This window comes from Ralstonia insidiosa, assembly GCF_008801405.1.
In the GTDB taxonomy this organism is placed as follows: domain Bacteria; phylum Pseudomonadota; class Gammaproteobacteria; order Burkholderiales; family Burkholderiaceae; genus Ralstonia; species Ralstonia insidiosa.
Genome location: NZ_VZPV01000001.1, coordinates 422,784 through 449,323, shown reverse-complemented (window position 1 = coordinate 449,323; position 26,540 = coordinate 422,784). Strand labels below are relative to the sequence as shown.

Below are 26,540 nucleotides of genomic sequence, written 5' to 3'. Positions count from 1 at the left end.
GCTCAGCCCTTATTTCATCCCCTGCCGGGGCCGATACAGGGGATGGACCACCAACAAAAAACCAGCCCGAAGGCTGGCTCTTTGCCAAACACACACCGCGTCAGAACGGCGCACTAAACGTCAGCCGCACCCCCTGCTGCAGACCACCCATCCCCAGCATCACGTTGTAGTCGAGACCGAACGTGAGCGGCCCGGTACGGAACTTCGTACCCAGCCCGATCTGCATGCGATCACGACCAAACGGCGTGCCCGGCACGTAGTACGCTGGGCCAGCCGACGCCAGATCCGCATACGCCAGCCCCGCATTGCTCTGCCCGTTGAAGTCGTGCTGATACTCCACGCGAGCGAACGGCAGGAACGTGCCCCACTTGGTCTTTTGCGCGTACTCCGCGCGCAGGCCCAGCGTGCCCGACACCGTCGTCACCGTCTGCTCGAAGTACGTCAGCGCGTTGATGCCCGCCCCCGATTCGCTGAACTGATCCAGCGTCGATTGCGACACCGACAGGCGGCCGTACGGCGAGATCAACCACGTGCGATCACGGTGTTCATAGCCGGCTGAGACCGACGCGAACATCTGGCGGCCGTTGCGCTTGCCGGTGGCGAAATCGCTGGCGTCCGTCACCCAGCGGCGCGAGTCGAAGCTGAGCGTGCCGATGCCTGCCACGCCATCCACGAACAGCGACGGCTGCGGACGGTAGCTGCCGTAGAGCGCCAAGCTGTAGCTGTCACCCGTGCTCTTGGTGCCGGCGTTGCCGATGTCGGTGGAATCACGTCCGTAGCCGAAGCCCGCACCGACCGAGAGCTGATCCGACACACGGTAGTCCGCACCCGCCGTCACCCCACCGGTGGTAAAGCGGAAGCCCGAGCGCTGCGCCCCCGCGTTGGCAAAGCCGAAGTCGAGCGTACCGGCGCTCCAAAACGCGAGGCGCGGGTCGGTGCTGTCTGCACCGGTGCTTGCGGCATCGGCACCCGGCAGGTCGGGGCCGGTGTCGGCGTTGGACGGGTCGTCTTTGTTGGCCGTCGCGTCGGGGTCGCGCTTGCCGCGTGTGAGCGAGCGGCCCGGGCCGTCACCGCGCAGGCAGGCGTCACGCGCGGCAATGCCGGCTACGTCCTGGCAACGCGCCTGCGCATCGGCTGCGCGTACACCCGGCAGGGCCACCGTCAGACCGTTATCCGACGGCGCGCGGCCGGTGCCGTGCAGCGCTTCGAGACGGCGGTTGTAGTTGTCGATCTGCGTGGTGGCAAAACGGCGTGCCGCCTGGACCTGCGCGTTGATAAGGCCCGCCACATCCGGATCGGCCGACGGATCCTTACGCGCCGTCACACTCACCTGCAAGGAGGCCGGCATGGACGTGGCGTACGCGTTGGACAGGGTGTACGTCAGCACGGCCGGGCCGCTGTAGGTGCTCGACGGCGTGAAGTTCAGCAGGTAGGTCGATGTGGCGGCGGCCGGGGTCTTCACACCGGCCGGGGCCTGCACCGCCTTCTGCACGATGCTGGCCGTGCCCGCGTTGGACGGCACCACCGACACCAGCGTCGCCCCCGTGAACGGGCCGCCCGTGGCGCCTTCGGTCAGGTCCACGCTCACCGCCTGGCCAGATGCCGTGGTGGCTTGCTTCTGCGGCGCCGCAACCGGCACCCCGTTGACGTTGACCGTGACCGGAATCGGCGCCGACGTGCCCGCCGTGTTGATCAGCGCGTAGGTGAAGTTGACCGCGCCCGAGGTGGTCAGCGCCGGCGTATAGACGATGTCCAGACCGTTGATGACCACCGAGCCGCTGGGCGGCGCACTGACGATGGCGATGGACGAGAACGGCCCGCCTGTCGCATTGGCCGTCGCGTGCACGGTGACGGGCGTGCTGGACAGCGTGGTCACTGTCACAGCCGGCGCGGTGCCGATCACCTGGCCCACCACGATCGCGTAGCTGCGTGTGCCGCGATACGGCGCACCGGTGCCGGTGCTGCTGTCGGTGGCCTGCACGGTGAAAGTGTTGGTGCCCAATGCGGTGGGCGTGCCCGAGACCACGCCGGTGCTGGCGTTCAGGCTCAGGCCCGCCGGCAGCGTACCGGTGGACACCGCATACGTGTATGGCGCGGTGCCGCCCGTGGCGCTGAAGGTCTGGCTGTAGGTCGTGGTGACCTGGGCGGCCGTCATGGCGGCGGGGCTGACCGTCACCGTCGGTGCGCCGATGTTGAAGCTGTAAGCGCGACTGGCCGTGAAGCTGTTGGCGTCGGTGGCCGTGACGGTGAAGTTGAACGTACCCCCCGCGGTAGGCGTGCCGGTGATGGCACCGGTGCTGCCGTTCAGGTTCAGGCCCGCCGGCAGTGCACCGGCACTCACCGTATAGGTGTAGGGCGCCGCACCGCTGCTGGCACTCACGGTCTGGCTGTAGGCCGTGGCAATCGCGGGGGACGGCAAGGTGGCCGGCGACACCGAGATGGTCGGTGCCGACACCGTCAGCGCATACGTGCCCGTCACAACATACGGGCCGCTGCCGGTGCTGCGGTCGGTGGCGGTCACCGTAAAGTTGACCGTGCCGGCCGTGGTGGGCGTGCCCGACAGCGTGGCCGTACTGGCATTCCAGGTCAGGCCCGCGGGCATCGTGCCGGAGGAGACCGCCATCACGTAGGTGTAGGGGCCAACGCCGCCGTTCGCACTGAAGTTGCGGTTATAGGCCGTGCCTGCCACGCCGTTGAGCGCGCCGGAGGCGGGCGTGATCGTCATCGTGGGCGACGCTACCGTCAACGTATAGGCATGGTTGCCGGAGTACGGCCCGGTGCCCGTGCTGCTGTCGGTACTGGTGATGGTGAAGTTGAAGGTGCCGCCGGCCGTGGGTGTGCCCGACAGCATGCCGGTAGACGTGAGCATCAAGCCCGCCGGCAGCGCACCGGCCGTGATGGCGTACGTATAGGGCGCCGTGCCGCCGCTGGCCGTCACGCTCTGGGAGTAGGCCGTGCCGACCGTTGCACCGGACAGGCTGCCCGGGCTCACAGTGATTGCGGTGGCGGCGATGCTCAGGCCCAGGTTGCGTGTGCCGGAATAGCCGTTGGCATCAGTGGCCGTGACGGTGAAGCTGAACGTGCCGCCCGCCATGGGCGTGCCGGCGATGGCGCCGGTACTGCCGTTCAGGCTCAAGCCGGCCGGCAGCACGCCGGTGGTCACCGTGTAGGCGTAGGGCGCCGTACCGCCGCTGGCCGATACCAACTGGCTGTAGGCCGTGGCGATCGCCGGGCTGGGCAGCGTGGCCGGCGACACCGAAATGGTGGGCGCAACGGCGGTCAGCGTATACGTGCCGGACGTGCTGAACGGCCCGGCCCCCGTCGAACTGTCGGTGGCGGTAATCGTGAAGTTGACGGTGCCTGCGGTCGTGGGCGTACCGGCCAGCGTGCCGGTGGCTGCGTTGAACGCCAGGCCGGTTGGCAACGTGCCGGTGTTGATGCTGATGCCGTAGTGGTACGGCGCCGTGCCACCGCTGCCAGCGAAGACCTGGCTGAAGGCTTGGCTGAGCGTGGCGTTCAGGCTGCCGGACGACGGCGTGATCGACAGCGTAGGCGAGCCCACAACGATCGCGTACACACCGGAGGACGAGAAACCGTTGGCGTCCGTCGCTTTGATCGTGAAGTTGAACGTGCCGCCCGCGGTTGCCGTGCCCGACAACGTACCGCCGGATGACAGGGTCAGGCCGGCCGGCAGACTGCCCGCCGTGATGGCATACGTGTACGGCCCGGCGCCGCCGCTGGCGGTGATGGCTTGGCTGTAAGCCGTAGCAACCACCGGATTGGGCAGCGTGGCCGGCGACACCACGATGGTGGGCGCAACGGTGGTCAACGTATACGTGCCGGACATACTGAACGGCCCGGTCCCCGTCGAGCTGTCGGTGGCAGTCACCGTAAAAGTCGTCGCACCCAGGGCAGTGGGCGTGCCGGACAGCACGCCCGTGGCGGTGTTGAACGACAGCCCGGGCGGCAATGCGCTGATGGTGTAGCCATACGGCGCTGTACCACCGCCGGCAGTGAAGGTGCGGCTGTAGGCCTGGCCAGCCGTGGCGCTCAGCGCGCCCGAGGTCGGCGCAATCGACAGCGTGGGCGTAGCAACGTTCAGCGAATACGCCCTGCTGCCCGTATAGGGGCCGATGCCGGTTGAGCTGTCCTGGGCTGTCACGGTGAAGTTGAACGTGCCGCCCGCCGTGGGCGTGCCTGACAGCGTGCCATTGGACGACAGCGTCACGCCCGCCGGCAAACTGCCCGTCGAGACAGTAAAGGTGTACGGCGAGGTGCCACCGCTGGCCGACAGGCTCTGACTGTAGGCAGAAGCAACCGTCGCGTTGCTGAGCAACGCGGGCGACACGCTGATCGTCGGCGCATTGATGGTCAGCGTGAGCGGGCCGCTCGTGGCCGAGAACGGACCGGTGCCGGTGCTGCTGTCCGTGGCTGCGACCGTGAAGTTGAACGTGCCGGCCGCCGTGGGCGTGCCCGACAGCGTGCCGTTGCTGTTCAACGTCAGGCCGGCGGGGAGCGCCCCCGTGGCCATCGCATAGGTATACGGCCCCGTGCCGCCACTGGCCGCCGGGGCCAGCGTCTGGAGATAGGACGTGCCCACCGTGCCGGCTGCCGGCGACGATGGCGCATAGGTGACCGTTGCACTCGACACGGTGACTGTGACGGTGGCCGGCGCGGACGTGCCGCCCGCATTGGTGACCGTGTAGGCAAACGTATCGGTGCCCGAATACGACGCGTTGGGCGTGTAAGTAATGTTCAAGCCCGAAGCGGTGGCCGTGCCGTGGGTGGCCTGCGTGGAGACGGTCGAACTGGTCGGCACACCCATGACGCTCAGTGGAACGGTGTTGTTGGTGCTGCCGTGTGCCACGGTGGTGCTGGTCGGGCCGGCCATCGGTGCCGCCGTGTAGGTAAACCGGTCCGCCGCGCTGATGCTGCTGGTGCCAACGGGCGTCCCGACCGCCACGTCGACAACGTTGTTGCCGGACGGCGCCACCGCCGTGATTTGTGTGGCGCTGTCGATATTGAAGCTCGGAGCGCTCTTGGCACCGAAAAAGACCACGGTGGCGCCGGTGAAACCGGTACCGGTGATGGTGATGGGAATCCCGCCGGCAAGCGGTCCGGCGCTCGGGCTTACGGCCGTCACGGTGGGTGGTGGGGGCGTCGTAACGTTGACGAGCACGAAGCTGTTATAGGGGTAGCAAGAGTTGCCGCTCGAGCACCCGTAGAGGGTGAACGTCCATGGCCCCTTGTTGCCGGCCGCGGGCGTGAACACCAGATATTCGTGATCAAGGGCACGCACGTCGACGAACAGCGACGAACCATCCAGCGCAGTCACCGGAAAGGTATCGCCCTGGGAGTTGGAAAAGATGCCGTTGGACGCGTTCGGATCGCACGCGGCGTATTCGGCGGACGTCAGTTCCCGCCTGTACACGCCGTTCCCCTGCTTTTCCGAGTCCTGGATGTTCCAGTTGATGTTGCAGATCGCCCAAGCCGCGGAGGCGGGCGCCCACAGTACGAGCATCACCATCAGCGCGCGCAGCCATCTCCACCCCGTGCGGCGATGCGCTCGCGCAAGCCACGGGGACACGGTACGGCTCCCTCCCCACACCGGCGCCGTCATGCCCAGGCGCCAGAAGATCGACCACCTGGCATCCCCACGCCGGCCCAACGGGCTGTGTTGTGTCAGCACGCGCATGACTCCCTCGTTCGCCCGCTGTGTTGCGGGCTGATTTCTTTTGCGTTCGGGGAAACTCAGACCTGATTGCCATCAGGCTCCCCCGTTGCAGGGGAAAGGCATGCGGAATTCAACACCGACAACCCATTGTGTAATACACCACGACACAATCGTTGTTCGCTGTGAATGACCCGTTAAAAATCCCCCGTGAATCGATGCGGCCTTTTTATTTTCACGTGCACATCCATTCCGGACGCGATACTAGAAAAAGCCACTTACCCAGTCAACACAAGCGCCCCGCAAAAACCCTTATCAGACAATGATTTATGCGGTTTCGATGACCTTTTCAGGGTGTCATGACCGCATGAAACAGCGCATATTGAGACAGCGTGACCAGCGCTTGAGACGCCAGGACCATTGTTCGCAAAAATATCCATCCCCCATTATTTTTTATTTCCTGAGTAAATCGATGCGACATATTGCAACGCGAATGCGATTCCTCAGCAGACCTTCGGCACCAAACGGGGGGCTTGGGTCAACCCGTCGCAACACGGCAGCGGCGACGTGTATTGCGCAGTCACGTGTAAGCGGTGAAGAGCGGGCAGGGCTGAGATGGGCCGGTTTCCAATCGCTTCACGAGAGGCCTACCATGGACCCACAACCGACAGCGACACCCCAGGAGACCCCCCAATGCCCACCGAGGCCACGCACCGCGTCTTCAACCAGGTCCCGGACCTGACCGGCTTCAATCCCTTCACGTCCGACACCACGCTGCAAGGCGCACTCGAACGCCTGGGTGGCGGCTGGAACGCCAGCGCGCTGCAAGCCTTCGGTGACCAGCTCGGCGCCCCCGAGACCCTGCGGTGGGCCACCGAAGCCAACCAGTACCACCCCGAACTCCACACCCACAGCCGCACCGGCGAGCGCATCGACAGCATCCGCTTCGACCCCGCGTGGCACGCGCTGCTCGGCCTGATGCGCAGCCAGGGCCTGCAAGCCCTGCCGTTTGCCAACCCGCGCCCCGGCGCATGGGCCGCGCGCACAGCGGGCTACTACATGCAGGCGCAGATCGAATCCGGCACGCTATGCCCGGCGACGATGACGTTCGCCAGCATCCCCGTGCTGCAGAAAGAGACCGCGCTGTTTGCCGATCTCGCCCCGCGCCTCTTCGCCCGCGAACACGACGCACGCGACCTGCCGTGGCGCCAGAAGACAGCCATCCTCATCGGCATGGGCATGACCGAAAAACAAGGCGGATCGGATGTGCGCAGCAACACCACGGTGGCCACGCCTTTGCGCGGCGAGGGACGCGGCGCCACCTACGCCATCACCGGGCACAAGTGGTTCTTCTCCGCACCGATGTGCGATGCGCACCTGGTGGTCGCGCGCATGGGCGCGGAAGACGGCCCGCTGTCGTGCTTCTTCGTGCCGCGCTTTCGCGATGACGGCAGCAAGAACCCCATCCAGATCCAGCGCCTGAAAGACAAGCTCGGCAACCGCTCCAACGCCAGCAGCGAGGTGGAATTCCGCGGCGCGGAGGGCATCCTCATTGGCGAGGAAGGGCGCGGCATTCCGACCATCATCGAGATGGCGACACACACGCGGCTTGACTGCGTGATCGGCAGCGCAGGCATCCTGCGCCATGCGCTGATGCAGGCGCTGCACCACGCGCGGCACCGCATGGCGTTCGGCCGCTTGCTGGCCGATCAGCCGCTCATGCGCAACGTGCTGGCCGACCTTGCGCTCGAGTCACAAGCTGCGACCCTGCTCATGATGGAACTCGGCAGCGCCTTCGAGCGTGCGGAGGCCGACCCGTTGGCCGCCGCCTGGAAACGCATCGTCACACCCGCCGCCAAGTTCTGGGTCTGCAAACGCGCCATCGAAGCCACGGGCGAGGCGATGGAAGTCTGGGGCGGCAACGGCTACGTGGAAGAGGGCCCGATGGCGCGCCTTTACCGCGAGGCACCGGTCAACTCCATCTGGGAAGGCTCGGGCAACGTGATGTGCCTGGACGTGCTGCGCGCCATCGCCCGCACGCCGGACGATGCGCTGCGCCTGCTGCAGGACATTGGCGAGCGCGCGCAGGGGCACCGTGCCGTGCGCGCCGAACTGGCCGCGCTGCAGGCGATGCTGCATCAGCCGGGCGACATCCAGGAGACCTCCGCACGCCGCATCGCGCAGGGGTTGGCACTCACGGCGCAAGCTGCGCTGATGCTGTCTCACGCCCACCCGGAGGACGCCGAGCGCTTCATCGCCAGCCGCTTCCACCATCAGCATGGCCGGGTGTTCGGCACGCTCGATGGGCACGCGCAGGAACTGGGCGCCGTGCTGCAACGCGCGTGGCCCGTGTGAAGAATCCGTGAAGCACAAACCGCGTGAAAGCACGATGAAAGTCTGCATCGCCTAGGGTAGGTGGGCCGTGCGCCCACGCCCGGCACAAAAAGAACAAACAAACAGGAGACATCCCACGTGCCGCACCCGACCCGCGCCTTGCTCGCGGCCGGCCTGGCGTTGTGCGCATTCCAGGCGTTGGCTGCATCCCCCGTGCTTGACCGCATCCGCGACACCGGCATTGTCCGGCTGGCGTATCGGGAGAACTCCGTACCGTTTTCCTATCTCGACGGCGGCAAGCCGATGGGGTATTCGATCGACCTGTGTGCGCGGCTGGTCGACGCGATCAAGGTGGCGGTCAAGCGACCCGACCTGAAGGTGCTGAAGGTGGAATACGTGGCCGTGACACCCGCCACGCGCATCGCCGCCATCACCGAGGGCAGGGCGGACCTGGAATGCGGCTCCACCAACAACACGCGTGAGCGGCGTGAAAAGGTAGCGTTCACTATCCCGCATTACATTGCCAGCAGCCGCATGCTGGTGAAGACCAGCTCGGGCATCCACCGCTGGGAAGACCTCAACAACAAGACGGTGGTGTCCACACGCGGCAGCACCAACGGCGGGCAGATCAAGGCGATGGCCGATGCGCGTGTGCTCAAGGTCAACGTGATCGAGGCCAAGGACCACGCCGAGGCCTTCGGCATGGTGGCCGCCGGCAAGGCTGACGCCTTTGCGATGGACGACGTGCTGCTCTTTGGCTTTCGGGCCACCTCGCCCAACCCGGCGGACTACGTGGTGGTCGGCAGCAACCTGGCGGTGGCGCCGTACGCGATCATGCTGAGCAAAGACGATACCGAGTTCAAGAAGGTGATCGACCTGGCAATGTCACGCACGATCCTCGATGGCGAGGCCGAGAAGCTCTACAAGAAGTGGTTCCAGCAGCCCATTCCGCCCAACGGCGTCAAGCTGGAGATTCCGATGAGCTTCCTGCTGCGCGACTCGTTCAAGTTCCCGACCGACAAGGTGGCGGACTGACGCAACACCCGGAATCCATGCACCGCGAAGGTGCTTGAGGGTATACCCGCAATCAGGCCATAATGCGCGCCCATGGCGGCGCGTGACATTGCTTCACGTTTTGGCATTCCCCGGGGGAGTGGCGGCGCGCAAGCCAGTTCTGCGCAATCGAGCCGGGCCCCGCCCAGCAAACGATTGCTCAGATGGCCGCGTCGACAGGGCAGCGACACGGTCAGCCGTGCCCAGATAGCCCTAACCCTCTCCTAGGACCTTTGACGATGCTGTTCCCTGCGCGCACGTGGCTGCTGGCCGCGCTTGCCGTTCCTGCGGCGTTCTTTGCTGTTTCTGCTTCCAACGCAATGGCCGCTACCCCGACGCTCGATCGCATCCGCGATTCCGGCACGGTGCACGTGGCCTACCGTGAAGACTCCATCCCGTTCTCGTACCTCGACGGCAGCAAGCCGGTCGGCTACACGATCGACATCTGCTCACGGCTGATCGATTCGCTGCGCACCTCGCTCAAGCGCCCGGACCTGAAGGTGCAGTACGTGCCGGTGACGGCCGCCACCCGTATGGACGTGATCGCCTCGGGCAAGGCCGACATGGAATGCGGCTCGACCAACAACTCGCCGGATCGCCGCGAGAAGGTGGCCTTCACCATTCCGCACTACATCACCAAGGGCCGCATGCTGGTCAAGGCGAATTCGGGCATCCAGCAGTGGGAAGACCTGAACGGCAAGACGGTGGTGGCGGCGCGTGGGTCGACCAATGCTGAACTGGCACGCAAGCTCAACGAGAGCGGCATGACGGTGCGCGTGGTGGATGCCAACGATCTGCGCAGCGCGTTCGCCATGCTGGCGGATGGCCGTGCCAATGCGTTTGCGGGGGATGACATCCTGCTCTCGGGCATGCGTGCTACGTCGAAGAACCCGGCGGACTTTGCGGTGGCTGGCAAGACGCAGCTGGTGTCGTCGTACGCGATCATGCTCAGCAAGCAGGATCCGGAGTTCAAGAAGATGATCGACCAGTCGATGACGCGGCTGATCGTGGATGGTGAGGTGCCGAAGCTTTACAAGAAGTGGTTTCAGCAGCCGATTCCGCCGAATGGCGTGAATTTGGAAGTGCCGATGAGCTATTTGCTGCGGGACTCGTTCAATACGCCGACGGATAGTGCTGGTAACTGATCCGAGCGGGGATGGATGTTGTTGGTTCATCCCTTGTTTCATCCCCTGCCGGGGCTGACTCACTTTCTCTGTCTTGCCAGAGAAAGTAAGCAAAGAGAGGCGCGCCCGAGATGGCGACTTCCCCTTGAATTTATGTCGCAGGGAGGGAAGGGAGGCAAACTCGCTGCGCTCAAACAGCCTCCCTTCTTTTTCCTCCCTGCAACAGAAATTCAAGGCGCCATCTAGGGCAGGGTACGGCCACACCGTCGGTGTGCGAGCCTCACCGCCAAGGCATGTTCTGTTGCTTAGTGCACCGCGGCCGGCGTGGTTTGCGCAGAAGTCCCTGCCACTACATTCAGCGTCGGGCGCCCGCCTTGGCGGATCAGGTCTGCCACGCGCTCGGCAATCATGATGATGGGCGCGTTGGTGTTGCCGCCAATCAGCGTCGGCATGACCGAGCCGTCGATCACGCGCAGGCCGCTCACGCCGCGTACGCGCAATTCCGGATCGACCACGGCCATCGCATCGTCTGCACTGCCCATCTTGCAGGTGCCGACCGGGTGATAGATGGTGTCTGCGTGCTGGCGGATCAGTGCGCGCACGGCTTCGTCGTCGGAGCCGTCTCCACGGATGTCTCCCGAATACAGTTCCCGCCCGCCCAGCTCGGCCAGCGGCTGCTGCGCGAAGATGCGCTTCACCGCGCGGAAGCCTGCCAGCATGCCATTCATGTCGTCCGGGTCGGAGAGGAAGCGCGGGTCGATGAGTGGTGCGTCACGCGTATCGGTGGTCGCCAGGCGCACCTCGCCGCGGCTCTTCGGGCGCAGCACGCAGACGTGGCACGAATAGCCGTGGCCGTAGTTGAACGTGCGGTTGTGGTTGTCGGCCATGGCGACCACGAAGTGCAGTTGCAGATCGGGTTCGGCCAGATCGGGGCGGCTCTTGATGAAGCCGCCGGCCTCGGCAAAGTTGGTGGCGATCATGCCGCGCCGCTCGCGGCGATAACGCAGGATCTCGCCCAGCATGTGCACGCTGCCGCGCAGTGAATAGCCGATCAGATCCAGGTTGAAGGTCTTCTTGTGCAGGATGATGTCGAGGTGGTCTTGCAGGTTCTGGCCGACGCCGGGCAGGTCCTGCACCACCGGAATGCCGAGTGAGCGCAGGTGCTCGGCCGGCCCCACACCCGAGGCCATCAGCAACTGCGGTGAGCCGAATGCGCCGGAAGACACGATCACCTCGCGCCGCGCCTGCAGGGTCTCGGTGCGGCCACCGCGATCCACCACCACGCCCGTCGCGCGCTTGCCTTCGAACACGATACGTAGCGCCTGCGTGTCGGGCAGCACCGTCAATTGGCGGCGGCCACGGTTGTAGGTGGCATCCGTCTTGTCGCCACCATGCAGATAGGCGCGTGCAGCGTTCCAGCGCTCGCCGTTGTATTGCGTGACTTGGTATGGGCCCACGCCTTCCTGGTCGGGACCGTTGAAATCGTCGTTGCGGCGATAACCCGCGGCGGCGGCGGCATCCACAAAGCGGCGGGCGATCGGGTTGCCGGTGCGCAGGTCGCTCACGTGCAGCGGGCCGGTACCGCCGTGCAGTGCGTCGTCATCGCGGCCGGCAACGCGCTCGTTGCCCTCGGAGCGTTTGAAGTAGGGCAGCACGTCGTTCCAGCCCCAGCCGGTGCAGCCGAGCGCAGCCCAGTGGTCGTAATCGTTGTGCGTGCCGCGGATGTAGATCATCGCGTTGAGCGACGAGCTGCCGCCCAGCCCGCGTCCACGCGGCTGGTAGCCCTGGCGCCCGCCCAGGCCGGGCTGGGGCACGGTCTCAAACCCGTAGTTGCGCTTGTTCTTGAACGGCAGCGATGCGGCACACCCCGCCGGCACCCACACTGAGAAGTGGTGGTCGTGCGGCCCGGCTTCGAGCAGGGCAACCGTCACTTCCGGGTCTTCGGTCAGGCGAGCAGCCAGCGCGCAACCAGCCGAGCCGGCGCCGACGATGACGTAGTCGAAGGTGAGCGAATCGTTGGCCATGGATGTCTCCGGAGCGGTCTTTTTTTTTGGACTCGACCTCACATCGTAGACGCCATGGGTTGTTTCAAACGGTGGGGGTTACCCCGCATTAGAGGCATCGTTCGGTGGCAGGCTGTGCACCGCCAAGGCATTAGCAACGGTAAGATTTTCGTGCCGATGCATTAGCACCTAGAATGCATTGATGGCCAAGAACCTCGACATCACCCTCGTCCGCACCTTCGTTGCCGTGGCGGAAAACGCCAGCATGACGGTGGCGGCCAACGCGCTGCACCTCACGCAGGGCGCCGTCAGCCAGCAGATCAAGCGGCTCGAAGATGCCTTCGAATGCCGCCTGTTCGAGCGCGACGGCCGCCGGCTCGAACTTACCCACGCGGGTGAGCGCTTCCTCGGCCGGGCCAAGCGCCTGCTCGCCCTCAACGATGAAGTCTGGGCTGATATGGCCGCACGCCCGCTGCAGGGCCCGGTGCGTTTGGGCGTGCCGTATGACCTGGTCGGCACCGTCTTCCCACCCATCTTCAAGGCGTTTACCGAAGCGTGGCCATCGGTGGAGTTGACCATCGTGTGCGGCACCTCACCCGAGCTTGCGGAGGGCATCACGCGCGGCGAACTGGACGTCGCCGTGGTCGAAGCCCCGGTGGATGAAGCCACCGGTGAATGCCTGTGCGTGGAGCGTCTGGTGTGGGTGGGCGCGCGCGGCGGCAACGTGCATGCGAAGCGGCCGCTGCCCCTGTCGATGGTGGATGAGAGCTGCGCCTTCCGCGCCCGCGTGCTCAAGGTGCTGGGCGAGCACGGTATCGAATGGCGCACGGTGTTTGAGAGCGGCAACATCGAAGCGACCACCGCCACGGTGCGCACCGGCTTGGCGGTAACGGCATGGCTGACGCCGACGGTGCCGGCCGATCTCGACATCCTCGGGCCGGAAGCCGGCCTACCGGAACTGCCGATGTTTGCGATCAGTCTGCTATTGCCCGCGCAGGGCGCGAGTACAGCGGCGCAGGCGTTGGGGCAATGTATTCGTGAAGGGTTCTCTACGCGGCACCGGGTCGGAGAGCGGCGCGTGGTCGGAACCGGTTGGGATCGCGCGGCCTGACCGGCCCGCGCGTGCTCTTACACGCCGCCGCCTTCGATCTGCACGCGCCCATTCGGCGTGTCGAGCACGAGCGTCAATGCGGGCCGCGCCGCATCGGCAAATGCGACATACCGATTCTCCGGGCAGGCAGCATCCCAGCCCAGTCCATCCAGCTTTGCGCGAATGGCGGCCATCTCCGGATGGGCGAGCTGGAACTGATTCAGGTGGAGGCCGACATCCTGCATGTTGTCGACGGGGCTTTTGCCTCCGGCCCAGTCGATCATGGCCGGCAGGCATCCACCGGCTTCTGCCTCGCCATCCTTGCGATGAAAGAAGTGCCATCGCAAATCACCGCGAGATACCTCAAGCAACTCGTGTTGCGATAGATCGGTCGCGTTGCGCGCCAAACCGGGAAGGCTGGCAACCCAGCCGAACAATCGGGGCCCGTCTTCCAGCTTGCCTTCCTGCATAAGGCGGTCCAGCGCAAACCAGCGGGTGCGGTTTGGCACAGGCGCCTCCGGGTCAATGGCAATGAATTCGAGGAAGATGCCCGGCGCAATCCGCGTCACCAGGTTGTGCGTTCCCATCAAGGGATGCTTGCCGCCGGCTGGCAGCTTCACGCCGAACCTCTGCAAAGCATACGCGCGCGCCTGGTCGAGAGATTGCGCAGCGAAGGCGATGTGGTCGATCTTCAAGACAGCTCCCGTTGGATTGCGTCAGAAATCTGCGGGGCTCAGGATGCCACAGGGCACTGCATGGCGTTTCTTGGGAAGCCGTTTTGGCCAGCGAATAGCTCGCCGAGCGAGCTTACGAAGACTCCCCGCCCCCGAACCCTGACGCCCCCACTGAGGGCGATTGATTTCCCCAACCCAGGCTCGGAGAATGTGCGCGGCTTTCTCTCAACCACCTCGCACAGCAGTGCCCGTACACACCTACATTCACCCCGTCCTTTCGGAACGCAAGGTCAAGACCGGCCTCCACTGGCCCGCTCTTGCGTGCGGCACGTTCTGGGCATTCTCAGAGGGCTTGGTCGAGCAGGGTGGCCGATTGACCGCTATTGACGCCACCGCTGGACTGCTGTGGACCCTGGGACAGCCTATGGTTGCGGCGCTCCTTTTTCTGGTGAAGAACATCTATTGCGGGGTTCGCGGAGGTGCATGGCTTGAGGCTTCGCTTGTGCGTACCGGATATCGGCGACTGGCTTGAGCGGTTAAACGCAACGCAATATAGCTAGTCGCAGGGCACTGTTAGAGACCGTCTCCACACAAACAAAAACCCCGCCAACCGGCGGGGTTCCCCAAATCCTTTCGAGCCTGCAAGCGCATCAAGCCTGCGGCGCAGCCCCATCTTCCGGAGCAGCCTCGGCGCCATCGGCCTTGGCTTCGTCTTTCTTTTCCACCATCTCTTCCAGTGCGCCCGCGCCCTTGAAACCGGCAATGGCGGCGATGCCCTTGGTCAACAGACCAGCATCCGGATCGACTTTTTCAGCGGCTTCAACAGCGGCGACGGCGCCGGCGATCTTGCCCACTTCATCCAACAGTCCCATGGTCACCTCCGCATGTTTGAACAGGGAGAGCCATCTTCCCACCGGCGAGTGACAGAAGCGCAAACAAAGTTAAAAATTTTCGCGCGCTGTCGTTTGCGTCGACCGGGCGTCACGCAGCGCGCGTTCGCTTACTCGGTTTCCGCGCCGGCCGGGGTCACAACCAGGGCGGCCAGTCGTGCCCGTGCGCTATCGGTAATCGCCGCCGATTGGCGCGTGGCGACGTCGATCTGCACGATCACCGACTGCGAGGTCGCAGCGCAGCGGCCGTTCTGGAAGATGGCCTGCTCAAGCTTGACCGAGCTGCGCCCGATGTGCGCGACGCGCGTGCCGATCTGCACCGAGCCGGGCCAGAGGATCTCGTTGCGGAAGTCCAGCACAAGCTGCGCGATGACGAACTCGCAGCCGGGTGCGGCCAGCGGGTTGTCGGGATTGAAGAGCAGTTCAACGCGGCCGGTTTCCAGGTAGGTGGCAAAGACGGCGTTGTTGATGTGGCCCTGGCGGTCGGTGTCGCCGTAGCGGAGCTTGTCGGTGGCCTGCAGGGGGAAGTCGTTGAGCAGCGGGAGGGTCATTGTGATGTTCGGAACGGCCAAGGGTGCGTGCATTGTGCCGGGCTTTGCGCGGCGCTGCCTTACCCCAACGCCCGCACCGACGTACAGATCGCCCGCGCCGACTGCAGCAGCGCCGGCCCCAGCTTGTTCTCCATCTCCTCCGGCGTCCAACGCCCGGTGGGTGCAACGAGGTGAATCGCCCCGAGCGCCCGCCCGTTGCCGCTCACGATGGGCGCGGCGATGGTCATGTCGCCCAGGAACAGTTCTTCGCGGTTGATGGCGTAGCCGCGCTGGCGGGTTTCGCGCAGCGTTTCCATGATGTCGGCCACCTCGGTGCGCGTATGCATGGTGTGCGCAACGCGGTGCGATTTCTCGACAATGGCCTGTGCCTCAGGTACGGGCAATGCGGCCAGGTAGGCGCGGCCCGATGCCGTGCAGTACATCGGGATGCGGCTGCCGATGGGCATGTGCACCGGCACGAAATGCGCGCTCACGAAGCGGGCGACGTACACCATCTCGTCCTGGTCGGGCTCGGTCAGGCAGGAGGTTTCCGTGGTCACCTTGGTCAACTCGGAGAGGAACGGGTTGGCCACATCGATGAGCGTGTCGGCGGCCAGGTAGTTGAAGCCGATCTTCATGACCGCGGGGGTGAGCTGGTAACGGCGCGTCTGCGGGTGCTTGCGCAGGTAGCCGAGCTGCTCCAGCGTGTAGACCATGCGCTGCGCCGAGCTTTTATTGATGCCCACAGCGGCGGCCACTTCGGCAATCGTCATGGTGCGGCGCTGCGCGTTGAAGGCGCCCAGCACGGCCAGCCCTTTCTCCAGCGACTGGTTGAACAGCAGGTTGGGCGCGTCGTCAGTGTCAGTCATGAAAGTGGCGCCTGAGTGGCTTGTGCGTGGTCTTGGAACACCCAAAGAATCGCATATCGATTCACATACGTCGATTAGTGGTTTTCCATAGTTATATATCGATGCTGTGCGTTCGAATATTGGCACAAGCATTGCATCACGTTGAGCCAGTCCCCGTACATGCGCGTTCGGGGTGCACCTTTTTCCGTTGCCTGGAGGATTGCCATGTCTGTTGTCACCACCTTCCGTCGCGCCGCACTCGTTCTGTGCATGCTCGGCACCGCATCGTTCGCCTGGGCGCAGGGTAGTGCGCACACCTACAACGTGGGTGCCACGGCCACGGGTGTGCCGTTCACCTTCCTCGATGTGAAGACGAATTCCATCCAGGGGATGATGGTCGACACCGTCACTGCCGTGGGCAAAGCCGGCGGCTTTAACGTGAACGTGCAGCAGACGGTGTTCTCGGCGCTCATTCCGTCGCTCACGTCCAACAAGATCGACATCATCTCGGCGGCGATGTTGAAGACGCCGGCGCGTGCGCAGGTGGTGGACTTTTCCGACCCGGTGTACTCGTACGGCGAGGGCCTGATCGTCAAGGCCGACGACGCCAAGAACTACGCCACGCTCGATGACCTGAAGGGCGAAGTGGTGGGCGCGCAGGTGGGCACGGTGTTCCTCGACATGCTCAACAAGAAGGGCATCTTCAAGGAAGTGCGCAGCTACGACTCGGTGGCCGACATGACGCGTGACCTGGCGCTTGGCCGCATCAAGGCCGGCCTGGGCGATCAGCCCATCATCGCGTACCAGATCCGCCAGAAAACCTTTGAAGGCGTGAAGCTCGCGCCCAACTACAAACCCGCCAACGTGGGCGATGTGTGCCTGGTGGTGCGCAAGGGCGATACCGAAACGCTCACCCGCATCAACAAGGCCATCGCCAAGATCAAGGCCGACGGCACGCTGGACGCCATCGTGAAGAAGTGGGGCATCTGACGCTGACGACACGGACAGGTGATGCGCCATGAGTGTTACAACGTTCATTGAACACGCGCAGGAGTTCCTGCCGATCCTGCTGCAGGGGGCGATGGTCACGGTGGAGGTGACCGTGCTGTCGTTCCTGCTCAGCAGCGTGATTGGTCTGGCGCTGGCGCTGATGCGCTTGTCGCCCATCAAGGCCGTGTCGACGGCGGGGGCGACCATCGTCAACGTCATTCGCGGGCTGCCGATCATCGTGCAGCTCTTCTACATCTACTTTGTGCTGCCGGACATCGGCATTCAGCTCACCGCGTTCCAGGCGGGCGTGATCGGGCTGGGCATTGCGTATTCCGCGTATCAGGCCGAGAACTTTCGTGCCGGCATCGAGGCGGTGGACCCCGGCCAGCGTGAAGCCGCCGAGGCAATGGGCATGCGCGGCGCACTCATCATGCGGCGCGTGATCCTGCCGCAGGCGTTTCGCATTGCACTGCCGCCGTACGGCAACACGCTGGTGATGATGCTCAAGGATTCATCACTGGTGTCCACCATCACGGTGGCAGAGATGACGCGCGCGGGGCAGCTCATTGCGTCGTCCACGTTCCAGAACATGACGGTCTACACGCTGGTGGCGCTGCTGTATCTGGTGATGAGCCTGCCGCTGGTGTATGGCCTGCGCCGGTTGGAACACCGCATGGGCGCAGGGAGGGCCAAGCGATGATCGAGATCCGTGATCTGCAGAAGCACTTTGGGGACCACCACGTGCTGCGCGGCGTGAGCCTGCACGTGGACAAGGGCGAAGTCGTCTGCCTGATCGGCCCATCTGGCTCGGGCAAGTCGACGGTCCTGCGTTGCATCAACGGGCTGGAGTCGTACGACGGTGGGGAGATCCGCGCGTTTGGCGAGCGTGTGGACCGCAACAGCAAAGCCATCCACACGCTGCGCAGCCGCATGGGCATGGTGTTCCAGCGCTTCAACCTGTTCCCGCACCGCAGTGTGCTGGAGAACGTGATGGAAGGCCCCGTCTACGTTAAAGGTGAACGGCCCGACGCGGCGCGTGCCAAGGCGATGACGTTGCTGGAGAAGGTGGGCCTGGCCGCCAAGGCGCAGGCGTATCCGAACCAGCTCTCCGGCGGCCAGCAGCAGCGCGTGGCGATTGCCCGTGCGCTGGCGATGGAACCCGAGGCCATGCTGTTTGATGAGCCCACGTCTGCACTCGACCCGGAACTTGTCGGCGATGTGCTGGAGGTGATGCGCGCACTCGCCCGCGAAGGCATGACGATGATCGTCGTCACACACGAGATGGGCTTTGCGCGCGAGGTGGCCGACCGCGTCTGCTTCCTGCACAGCGGCACCATCGTCGAGGAAGGGCCATCTGCACAGGTGCTGGGCGCGCCGCGTCAGCCGCGTACGCAAGACTTTCTGCGTCGCGTATTGCATAAGCCTGCAGACAGTGTGGCCAACTCGCCGGCCGGGGACCTTGTGCCATGACGCTGCCGCAACTCGATATCGCATCCGGTACTGTCGGCGGCGAGCCGTTGCCGCCGTCGCTGTGGGCCGCCACCGCACCCGCTGCACCGCCCACGCCGCCGTTGCTGGATTCGACCCGCACCGACGTGCTCGTCATCGGCGGTGGGTACACGGGGCTCTCGACCGCGCTGCATCTGGCCGAGCGCGGCGCACAGGTCACGGTGCTGGAAGCCAACGACCCGGGCTGGGGTGCCTCCGGTCGCAACGGCGGGCAGGTCAACCCGACGCTCAAGCATGACCCCGATGAACTGGTGAGCCTGTTCGGCGCCGCACGCGCCGAGCCGTTGATCGACGCCGTCTCGCGCTCCGCCGATCTGGTGTTCGATCTGATCGAGCGGCACCAGATCGACTGCCAGCCGGTGCGCGCGGGGTGGCTGCAGCTCTCGTACTCCGACAAGGCCGTGCCGGCGCTGCATGCCCGCGCACGGCAATGGGAGAAGCGCGGCGTATCGGTGGAAGTGCTCGACCGCACCGCCGTCGCGCGCCGTGTCGGCACCGAGGCGTTTGCGGGCGCGTGGCTCGACGGCCGTGCCGGTGCCATCCAGCCGATGGGGTATGCGCGCGGGTTGGTGCGCGCTGCACAGCAAGCGGGCGCCGCCGTGCACGGTCACACTGCCGTCACCGCGCTGGAGCGGCAGGGCACGCAATGGATTGCCACCACCAGCGCGGGCGCCCTGGTACGCGCCCAGCGCGTGGTGATTGCCACCAACGGCTACACCGGCCCGCTGTGGCCCGGGTTGGCGCAGACAGTGCTTTCCGCCAACAGCTTTATCGTCGCAACCAAGCCGCTCAGGGCGGCGGATGCGCAAGCCATCCTGGCGCGTGGCGAGACGGCTTCCACCTCGCAACGGCTGCTGCTGTACTTCCGCAAAGATGCAGCCGGGCGCCTGCTGATGGGTGGACGCGGCTTTTTTGCCGAGCCGCGCCACGCGCAGGATTTTGCACACCTCGAACGCTCGCTGGAGCTGCTGTTTCCGCAGCTGGGGCCCTTGGAGTATGAGTACCGCTGGGCCGGCCGCATCGCCATCACGCGGGATTTCATGCCGCACATCCACGAACCCGCGCCGGGCGTGACGATGGCGCTCGGCTGCAACGGGCGCGGCATTGCGCTGTGCACCAGCCTGGGCCAGCACATTGCTGCGCGGCTGTCGGGCAGTGGGGAGGCGTTTCCGTACCCCGTGTCGCCCATCACGCCGATCCCGCTGCATGGGCTGCAGCGCTTCTACATTGCGGCCGGCGTGGCGTGGTACAGCCTGCTCGACAAGTTGGGCGGGTGATAGGACGGCTGACGGTTGTCACAACCGGGCGGTGCAGCATGGTCTAGGATGAAGGCACCTTTCGTCACATCCTAAGGACACGCCATGCTGCTTCGCCACCTTCCTGCCCGTCGTCTTGCCCTCGCCCTGACGGGCGCCGCGCTGCTTGCCGCGGCCACGCCGTCGTTCGCGTACTTCCGCAATGTGCTGGCCAGCACCATCATCGGGTCCATGAGCGAGACGGAGGTGAAGTCGTTCACCAAGGCCATCGGCAGTGTGCTGGTCAACACTGCGGACAACACACCCGCGCAATGGACGTGGCCTGCCAAGGGCAAGCAACCGGCCATCGAGGCCACCATCACGCCGCTGGAGAGCAAGACCGACGCCGGCCAAGCCTGCCGACGCCTGCAGAGCGAACTGACGCGCGGCTCCAGCAAGGAGCAATGGACGGCCTGGCTGTGCAAGCAACCGAGCGGGGAATGGAAGCTGCGCCGTCTGGTCCAGTAAGCCCCCCAGCAAGCGCTTGCGCTAACGCGTCAGCACTGCCACAGGAACTTCACCTGCCCCGCGTGCTTGGCGCATTGGAAGAGGTAGGCGCAGCCGCCGCCAAAGTTCATGGCGGTGTGCGCGTCGGGGCCTTCCTCCAACTGCGCGGTCAGGTGCATGGGGGCACCGCAGGCGGGGCAGCCAGGGGTCTCATCCGCCTGTAGCCAGGACGGCGCACCGTGCAGTTGGCCGATCACCTGGCAGCCGGGCTGGCCGGTGCGCTCGCACCATTGGCGGCGGGCGGCTTCGTAGTCTTCCGCATCTTGTGTTTCCGTGCGTGCGCCGTTCGTGGTTTCGCGCAGGGTCAGGCCCTCGGCGGGCGGCTCGGCCAGCGTGAGGGCACCCGCCGGGACAAACACCGCAAGGTTGCCGCCTTCGTTTGGGTCCCACTCGTCACAGCAGCCGGGGTCGTTCTGGCACATGAAGACCAGCAACAAGCCGGCTGGATGCTCGGCCGTGGCCTCCACACCAATCTGCCCCTGAAACTGCATCGGCTGCTCGCACGCGGCGCAACACGGCCACGTGAAGGGGGCATCGGCCGGCACCAGCGGGCGTCCGCCAAAGCGGGTCTGCGCGGCATGTTCGTCGGGGGCGGGGGCATTCAAGAGCAGCGTCACCATGGCAATTCCTCTCGGTGGGATGAAGGAAGACAGGCCGGCAGAATCGGTTGGCAATTGTGCCGCACGCATGTGACGCGGTAACACCATATTGCGCGGCCATTTTCAGGGGCTATGGGGCATCTAAGTCTGGCCCCGCAGACTGCGGTGGAATCTCCCCATCCCCGTCTCCCATATGGACGCCGCATCACACCACGGCCGGCGCAACAAGGTGCCCGAAGTCACCGCCCTGTTCTGGGTCATCAAGATGATGGCCACCACGGTGGGTGCAGCCGCGGCCGATGCACTCAACCTTGGCTGGCAGTTCGGGCTGGGCGGCACCACGGCCGTCATGGGCGCGCTGTTTGCGGCGGCGTTGACGGGGCAACTCCGCACGCACCGCTATCTGCCGTGGCTGTACTGGATCACGGCGCTGCTGGCGAGCGTGTTCGGCACGCTCGTCGTGGATCTGCTGATTGCGCGTGCCGGCTTGCCGACGGGGGCATCGACCGTGGTGCTGTCAGTGGCCTTGCTGGCCACGCTGGTGCTCTGGCGCCGCCGCGAAGGCACGCTCGCCCTCGATGCCGTCGACACCCCCGTGCGCGAGCGCCTCTACTGGCTCGCGGTACTGCTGGCCTTTGCACTGGGCACCGCATGCGGCGACTGGCTGATCGAAAGCCTGCGCCTGGGCTACGCACAATCGGCACTGGGCTTTGGCGTGCTGGTGGCCGTGGCGGCCATGGCGCGCTTTGGCTTTGGCGTGGGCGCTGCACCCGCGTTCTGGTGGGCCTTCGTGCTGACGCGCCCGCTGGGCGCCGCCTGCCGCGACCTGCTCGCCCAGCCGGAGGCCAACGGTGGCCTGGGCTTGAGCACAGGTGCCGTCAACGCGCTATTCCTGGCGGTGGTCGTGGGGCTCGTGGCCTACCTGTCGGCGCTGGAGCACGCAGCAGACGCCACACACGATTCTTCGGCTGCCTCCCGTTAAGGACACGCGCATGACCCCATCCCGCACCCTCCCCAGCAAACTGCCCGAGATCACGCTGGCGTTCTGGATCATGAAAATCTGCGCCACCACCCTGGGCGAAACCGCCGGCGACCTGCTCTCGATGACGCTCAAGGTCGGCTACGCGGCCAGCTCGATGCTGCTGCTCGGCATCTTCTTCATCACGCTGGGCGCGCAGTTGCGCAGCAAGACGTACAACCCGCTGCTGTACTGGGCGGTCATTCTCTCCACCAGCACGGCCGGCACCACACTGTCGGACTTCATGGACCGCACGCTGGGCCTGGGCTACGCCACCGGCTCGACCATTCTCGCCAGCCTGCTGTGTGCGGTGCTCGTCTACTGGAAGCTGAGCCAGAAATCGCTGTCGATCGCGAACGTGCGCAGCGGCAAGCAGGAGCTGCTGTACTGGGGCGCCATCCTCGTGTCCAACACGTTGGGCACGGCGCTGGGCGACTTCCTGGCGGATTCGTCTGGGCTGGGTTTTGCGGGTGGGGCGCTGCTGATTGCCAGCCTGATTGCACTGATCGTGGCGGCGTATTATCTGACCGGCATCTCGCGCGTGGGACTGTTCTGGATGGCCTTCGTGCTGACACGGCCGCTGGGCGCCACGGGCGGTGACCTGCTGACCAAGCCGATCAGCGCGGGCGGCATGAACCTGGGCACGGCGGGCGCATCGGCGGTGCTGCTGGCGGCGCTGCTCATCACCATCGGCTATACGAGCTGGCAGGCGCGGCGCGGTGCCATGCAATCTGCTTGAGCCACCACCAGAAACCGAATGCGCGTTCTCCTTGTTGAAGACGACCCGATGATCGGCGCGGCCGTGGATGCCGCGCTGCGCGATGCCGCCTATGCGGTGGACTGGGTGCGCAACGGCCAGACCGCGCTGGACGTAGCCGCGCATCAACACTACGACGTACTGCTGCTCGACCTTGGCTTGCCGGGCAAGGATGGCCATGCCGTGCTCAGCGCGCTGCGCGCCCGCGATAACCCGGTGCCGGTGCTGATCCTGACAGCGCGCGATGCCGTGAACGAGCGCGTGCGCGGCCTGGACGGCGGCGCGGATGACTACATCCTCAAGCCCTTCGAAATGGTCGAGCTGCTGGCCCGCATGCGCGCCGTCTTGCGCCGCAAGGGCGGGGCTGCCAGCCCGGTGCTGACCAATGGCCTGCTCACGCTCAATCCTGCCGCGCATGAAGCGCGCATGGGCGATGGCGAAGCGGTGCGCCTGTCGGCGCGCGAGTTTGCGTTGCTGCAGGCGTTGATGCTGCGCCCGGGCGCCATCCTCTCGCGCTCGGAACTGGAAGAGCGCATCTATGGTTGGGGCCACGAAGTGGCCAGCAACGCGGTCGAATTCCTCATCCACGCGCTGCGCAAGAAGCTCGGTGCGGAGGCCATCAAGAACATCAGGGGCGTGGGATGGATGGTGTCCAAGGGTGGGTGAGGGCATCACTGCAGCGACGGCTGTCGCTGTGGCTCTCCATCATCATCATCGGCGTGGCGGTGCTGGCGGGCGGCTTTGCGTTCGTCTCCGCCTTTAGCGAGGCCCATGAACTGCAGGACGACGTGCTGCGCCAGGTGGGCGCGATGTTCGACCCTGAGCATCTGCCCGCGCCGCCCACGAGTCCCGAAAGCGCGCCACCCGTTTCCGATCAGGAAGCCCGCGTCATCGTGCAGGTGCTGCCCGGCCCGGATGGCACGGTTGCGGCCGGCACACCTGCACCGCGTCTGGCATTTCCACCTGACCTGGTGGACGGCATGCAGACCGCGCACGCCGGCAAGCGCGAATACCGCGTGTGGGTGCGCACCCTCGACAACGGCCAGCGCATTGCCGTGGCGCAGGAAACCGCCGTGCGCGACGAGACCGCACGCGACAGCGCCATCCGCACGCTGATGCCGTTCCTGATCCTGGCACCGATCCTGTTGCTGGCGGTGGCCGACGTGCTGCGCAAGATGTTCGCGCCCATCAAGCGCCTCGCGCACGAGGTGGACCAGCGCGACGAGCGCCAACTGCACGCGATTGCGCCCGAAGCCGTACCCGACGAGGTGCGGCCCTTCGTCGTGGCCATCAACCGGCTGCTGGCGCGCGTGGGGCAATCGATGCAAGCGCAACACCGCTTCGTGGCCGATGCCGCGCACGAGCTGCGCACGCCGCTCACGGCGCTCTCGCTACAGGCCGAACGGCTGGGGCAGGCACCCATGTCTGCCGATGCCCATGAACGCCTGGCAACCCTGCGCCAAGGCATCGAGCGCAGCCGTGGGCTGCTCGAACAGTTGCTCACGCTCGCCCGCGCGCAGGAAGCCACCGGCGTGCCGGAGAGCACCGTCTCCGTCCAGCGCATCTTCCGCAGCGTGCTCGAAGACCTGATGCCACTGGCCGAAGCCAAGCAGCTGGACCTGGGCGTCACCACCGAGGCGGATGCCCACGTGCATGCCAGTGAGCTCGACCTCTTTGTCGTGGTGCGCAACCTGGTGGACAACGCCATCCGCTATACGCCCGTCGGCGGCAGCATCGACCTGTCGATTGCGACTGCGGCACACGTGGTGTCGATTGCCGTGCAGGACAGCGGCCCCGGCATCCCCGCCGATGAACGTGTGCGCGTGTTTGATCCGTTCTACCGTGTGCTCGGGAATGAGGCGACCGGCTCGGGGCTTGGGCTGTCGATCGTGAGCACAGTGGTGCAGCGGCTGGGTGGAGAGGTAGCACTGGAGGATGCGAACAGCCCAACGGGTGGGCTGCGGGTGACGGTGCGGCTACCCCAGGCACCCGCCTGAAAGCAGCCGCCGCGCTTCACCTAACGCTGCGCGCGAAACACCGCCGCCAACCCCAGCAGGATCATCCCCATCCCCGCCATCGCCACACCGGAAAGACGATGGCCCAGCACCACATCGTCAAGCAGCGCCGTCACCACCGGCACGAGGTAGAACAGGCTCGTCACGTTGACGAGGTTGCCGCGCTGCATGAGCCGGTAGAACAGCAGTTGCGCACCGACGGACATGACCACGCCCATCGACAACAAGGCGACGATACCGGGCATGCTGGGTACGAAAGCACCGGGCAGCGGCTGCGCGAGCAGAAAGCCCGCGCACAGCACCAGGCTCACCGCGTTCTGCAACGGCAGCACATCGATAGGCGCCTGGCCCAGGCGCTTCTGCCAGATCGCCCCCACCGTCATGCTGGCAAGTGCGGCCAGCGCGTAGCTGAGGCCCGCCATCGGCACCTGCTGCGCACTGGCACCACCCACGACAAGCGCGAGCCCACCCAGTGCCAGCACCAGCCCCGCCATGCGTCGCGCGGACCAAGCGCGCTCCGTTGCCAGCAGCGTCAGCAACGGCTGCACACCGAGCACCGTGGCCAACAGCCCCGGCGTCAGCCCACGGTCAAGCGACAGCAGATAGCAGATCGCATAGCCGCCGGTCAGCAGCACACCGGTGCCCGCGACCTGCCACCGCGTACCCGGCGCAGGCCACCATCGCCCGCGCCAAACGCCCAGCCCCACCAGCACGAACGAGGCCAGCGCAAACCGCCCCACCAGAAACGCAAACGCCGGGACATGCTGCACCCCGATCTCCGCAAAGATTGCACCGCTGCTCCACAGCAGCACGAATAACACCGTCGCGCCGGACCCTGCCAGCGCGGCTTGCATTGAAGGCATACCACTCACCTGTCGAAAAGGAATGTCGAATTCCGGCGCGCAGGCATGCGCCTGCGTCGGGTTCAAGCCCGAGCCTGGATCAGGTCAACCGGAAACGAAGCGGCTGAAGGTCAGCCGCGAGCGAACAGGCACGGCGGCGGAGCGCCGACCATGCCGTGGCCCGGAGGGGCCGCAGGTGGGGAAAGCGGAGGGAAGGGCCCAGGCTGCACGCACACGTCATCCACGCGGGCACGACGGCCGGCGGCGAGGAAGGTGGCGTGAAGTCGGGACATGGATACGAAGAATCAGAATTTGCCGAAGGCGATGCAGCAGGTTAGCGAGGTTGGCCGCACCGCGCAAGTGACACGCGGCCTTCGCGCAAAGTCAGCCCGCCGCGTGTGGGGACTGCAGATACACCTCGTGCCACAGGCTGACCTTGCCGGCATCGTCAAAGCGCAGCAGCAGCATGGCCTCGAACTGGTCGACTGCACCGTGGGTGCGCGTGACCGATGCGCGCATGCCGAGCACCACGCCTGCGGCGTCCGCTACGGTCTGCGTCACCTTGTAGTCGATCGAGGCGATGGCGTGCTTGAAGCCATCAAGAAACGTCTTGTAGTTCGCGTAGTTGGCATCGTAGTGCCGACCGTTTGCGAACACGGTGAACTGCGGCGCAAAGCGTTCAGCGATGACCGCCTCGGTCAGCACCGTGTCGTGGCGCAAATGCGCACGGTTCCAGTCGAGCAGAGCGTGCGCGTGCTGGAGGTTGCGTTCAGCTTGCGTTGTCATGGGAA

General features: G+C 65.6%; 22 protein-coding genes. 13 read left to right on the top strand and 9 right to left on the bottom strand.

Annotated features, from left to right (window positions below):
- Positions 1-100: 100 nt before the first annotated feature.
- A complete protein-coding gene (locus F7R11_RS02175; protein ID WP_231973129.1) occupies positions 101-5,695 on the bottom strand; it encodes a putative Ig domain-containing protein in 5,595 nt (1,864 codons plus the stop codon).
- 669 nt (positions 5,696-6,364) lie between these two features.
- Here F7R11_RS02175 and F7R11_RS02170 point away from each other — a divergent pair.
- The 3 genes from F7R11_RS02170 to F7R11_RS02160 all read left to right on the top strand — a co-directional run bounded on the left by F7R11_RS02170 (position 6,365) and on the right by F7R11_RS02160 (position 10,203).
- Positions 6,365-8,026, top strand: coding sequence for an acyl-CoA dehydrogenase family protein (locus F7R11_RS02170; protein WP_064805963.1), 1,662 nt, complete (start codon positions 6,365-6,367; stop codon positions 8,024-8,026).
- 117 nt (positions 8,027-8,143) lie between these two features.
- The gene (locus F7R11_RS02165) at positions 8,144-9,040 is read left to right on the top strand and encodes an amino acid ABC transporter substrate-binding protein (protein WP_064805961.1); all 897 of its coding nucleotides are present in this window, start codon (positions 8,144-8,146) and stop codon (positions 9,038-9,040) included.
- A 257-nt stretch (positions 9,041-9,297) separates the two neighbouring features.
- Positions 9,298-10,203 (top strand): amino acid ABC transporter substrate-binding protein, encoded by a 906-nt coding sequence (locus F7R11_RS02160; protein ID WP_064805959.1) that lies wholly within the window; start codon positions 9,298-9,300, stop codon positions 10,201-10,203.
- 284 nt (positions 10,204-10,487) lie between these two features.
- Here F7R11_RS02160 and F7R11_RS02150 read toward each other — a convergent pair whose 3' ends face one another.
- Positions 10,488-12,206 carry a GMC family oxidoreductase gene (locus F7R11_RS02150; protein ID WP_064805957.1) on the bottom strand — a complete coding sequence of 573 codons (1,719 nt, stop codon included), beginning with the start codon at positions 12,204-12,206 and terminating at the stop codon, positions 10,488-10,490.
- A gap of 181 nt (positions 12,207-12,387) precedes the next feature.
- On the opposite strand from F7R11_RS02150, the gene F7R11_RS02145 reads away from it, so the two are divergent.
- Positions 12,388-13,296 (top strand): LysR substrate-binding domain-containing protein, encoded by a 909-nt coding sequence (locus F7R11_RS02145; RefSeq protein ID WP_064805954.1) that lies wholly within the window; start codon positions 12,388-12,390, stop codon positions 13,294-13,296.
- A gap of 17 nt (positions 13,297-13,313) precedes the next feature.
- Here F7R11_RS02145 and F7R11_RS02140 read toward each other — a convergent pair whose 3' ends face one another.
- The 4 genes from F7R11_RS02140 to F7R11_RS02120 form a co-directional block, all read right to left on the bottom strand.
- Positions 13,314-13,970, bottom strand: a complete 657-nt coding sequence (locus F7R11_RS02140; RefSeq protein ID WP_064805952.1) for a VOC family protein — start codon at positions 13,968-13,970, stop codon at positions 13,314-13,316.
- A 629-nt stretch (positions 13,971-14,599) separates the two neighbouring features.
- Entirely contained in the window at positions 14,600-14,821 is a 222-nt protein-coding gene (locus F7R11_RS02130) for a hypothetical protein (RefSeq protein WP_021197014.1), read from the bottom strand.
- Between the two features lie 128 nt (positions 14,822-14,949).
- A complete protein-coding gene (locus tag F7R11_RS02125) occupies positions 14,950-15,390 on the bottom strand; it encodes an acyl-CoA thioesterase (RefSeq protein WP_048935238.1) in 441 nt (146 codons plus the stop codon).
- Between the two features lie 59 nt (positions 15,391-15,449).
- Positions 15,450-16,238 (bottom strand): IclR family transcriptional regulator, encoded by a 789-nt coding sequence (locus F7R11_RS02120; protein ID WP_048935239.1) that lies wholly within the window; start codon positions 16,236-16,238, stop codon positions 15,450-15,452.
- Between the two features lie 204 nt (positions 16,239-16,442).
- Between F7R11_RS02120 and F7R11_RS02115 the strand changes: the two genes are divergently transcribed.
- From F7R11_RS02115 to F7R11_RS02095, 5 genes are all read left to right on the top strand, one after another.
- Positions 16,443-17,207: an ABC transporter substrate-binding protein gene (locus F7R11_RS02115; protein WP_064805949.1), complete on the top strand. Its 765-nt coding sequence runs from the start codon at positions 16,443-16,445 to the stop codon at positions 17,205-17,207.
- Positions 17,208-17,235: 28 nt separating this feature from the next.
- Complete coding sequence (gene ehuD, locus F7R11_RS02110; RefSeq protein WP_064805947.1) at positions 17,236-17,907, top strand: ectoine/hydroxyectoine ABC transporter permease subunit EhuD; 672 nt, start codon at positions 17,236-17,238, stop codon at positions 17,905-17,907.
- Positions 17,904-18,677 carry an amino acid ABC transporter ATP-binding protein gene (locus F7R11_RS02105; RefSeq protein ID WP_064805945.1) on the top strand — a complete coding sequence of 258 codons (774 nt, stop codon included), beginning with the start codon at positions 17,904-17,906 and terminating at the stop codon, positions 18,675-18,677. The genes ehuD and F7R11_RS02105 overlap by 4 nt, the downstream gene beginning before the upstream one ends.
- Positions 18,674-19,993: an NAD(P)/FAD-dependent oxidoreductase gene (locus tag F7R11_RS02100; protein ID WP_064805942.1), complete on the top strand. Its 1,320-nt coding sequence runs from the start codon at positions 18,674-18,676 to the stop codon at positions 19,991-19,993. Before F7R11_RS02105 ends, F7R11_RS02100 begins: the two co-directional genes overlap by 4 nt.
- A gap of 84 nt (positions 19,994-20,077) precedes the next feature.
- On the top strand, positions 20,078-20,479 hold the full coding sequence (locus F7R11_RS02095; protein ID WP_064805940.1) for a hypothetical protein: 402 nt from the start codon (positions 20,078-20,080) through the stop codon (positions 20,477-20,479).
- 29 nt (positions 20,480-20,508) lie between these two features.
- On the opposite strand, the gene F7R11_RS02090 is transcribed toward F7R11_RS02095, so the two are convergent.
- The gene (locus F7R11_RS02090; protein WP_064805938.1) at positions 20,509-21,138 is read right to left on the bottom strand and encodes a DUF1963 domain-containing protein; all 630 of its coding nucleotides are present in this window, start codon (positions 21,136-21,138) and stop codon (positions 20,509-20,511) included.
- A 172-nt stretch (positions 21,139-21,310) separates the two neighbouring features.
- Between F7R11_RS02090 and F7R11_RS02085 the strand changes: the two genes are divergently transcribed.
- From F7R11_RS02085 to F7R11_RS02070, 4 genes are read left to right on the top strand one after another with little or no spacing between them, the layout of a single operon-like run.
- Positions 21,311-22,099 carry a COG4705 family protein gene (locus tag F7R11_RS02085; protein ID WP_064805936.1) on the top strand — a complete coding sequence of 263 codons (789 nt, stop codon included), beginning with the start codon at positions 21,311-21,313 and terminating at the stop codon, positions 22,097-22,099.
- Between the two features lie 10 nt (positions 22,100-22,109).
- Positions 22,110-22,874, top strand: a complete 765-nt coding sequence (locus F7R11_RS02080) for a COG4705 family protein (RefSeq protein ID WP_064805935.1) — start codon at positions 22,110-22,112, stop codon at positions 22,872-22,874.
- Positions 22,875-22,892: 18 nt separating this feature from the next.
- The gene (locus tag F7R11_RS02075; protein WP_064805932.1) at positions 22,893-23,558 is read left to right on the top strand and encodes a response regulator transcription factor; all 666 of its coding nucleotides are present in this window, start codon (positions 22,893-22,895) and stop codon (positions 23,556-23,558) included.
- Entirely contained in the window at positions 23,534-24,889 is a 1,356-nt protein-coding gene (locus tag F7R11_RS02070) for an ATP-binding protein (RefSeq protein ID WP_064805930.1), read from the top strand. Before F7R11_RS02075 ends, F7R11_RS02070 begins: the two co-directional genes overlap by 25 nt.
- Positions 24,890-24,909: 20 nt before the next feature.
- Here F7R11_RS02070 and F7R11_RS02065 read toward each other — a convergent pair whose 3' ends face one another.
- Together F7R11_RS02065 and F7R11_RS02060 are read right to left on the bottom strand one after the other, a co-directional pair.
- A complete protein-coding gene (locus F7R11_RS02065; RefSeq protein WP_064805927.1) occupies positions 24,910-25,770 on the bottom strand; it encodes a DMT family transporter in 861 nt (286 codons plus the stop codon).
- A gap of 363 nt (positions 25,771-26,133) precedes the next feature.
- On the bottom strand, positions 26,134-26,535 hold the full coding sequence (locus tag F7R11_RS02060) for a hypothetical protein (RefSeq protein ID WP_064805925.1): 402 nt from the start codon (positions 26,533-26,535) through the stop codon (positions 26,134-26,136).
- Between the last annotated feature and the right edge of the window lie 5 nt (positions 26,536-26,540).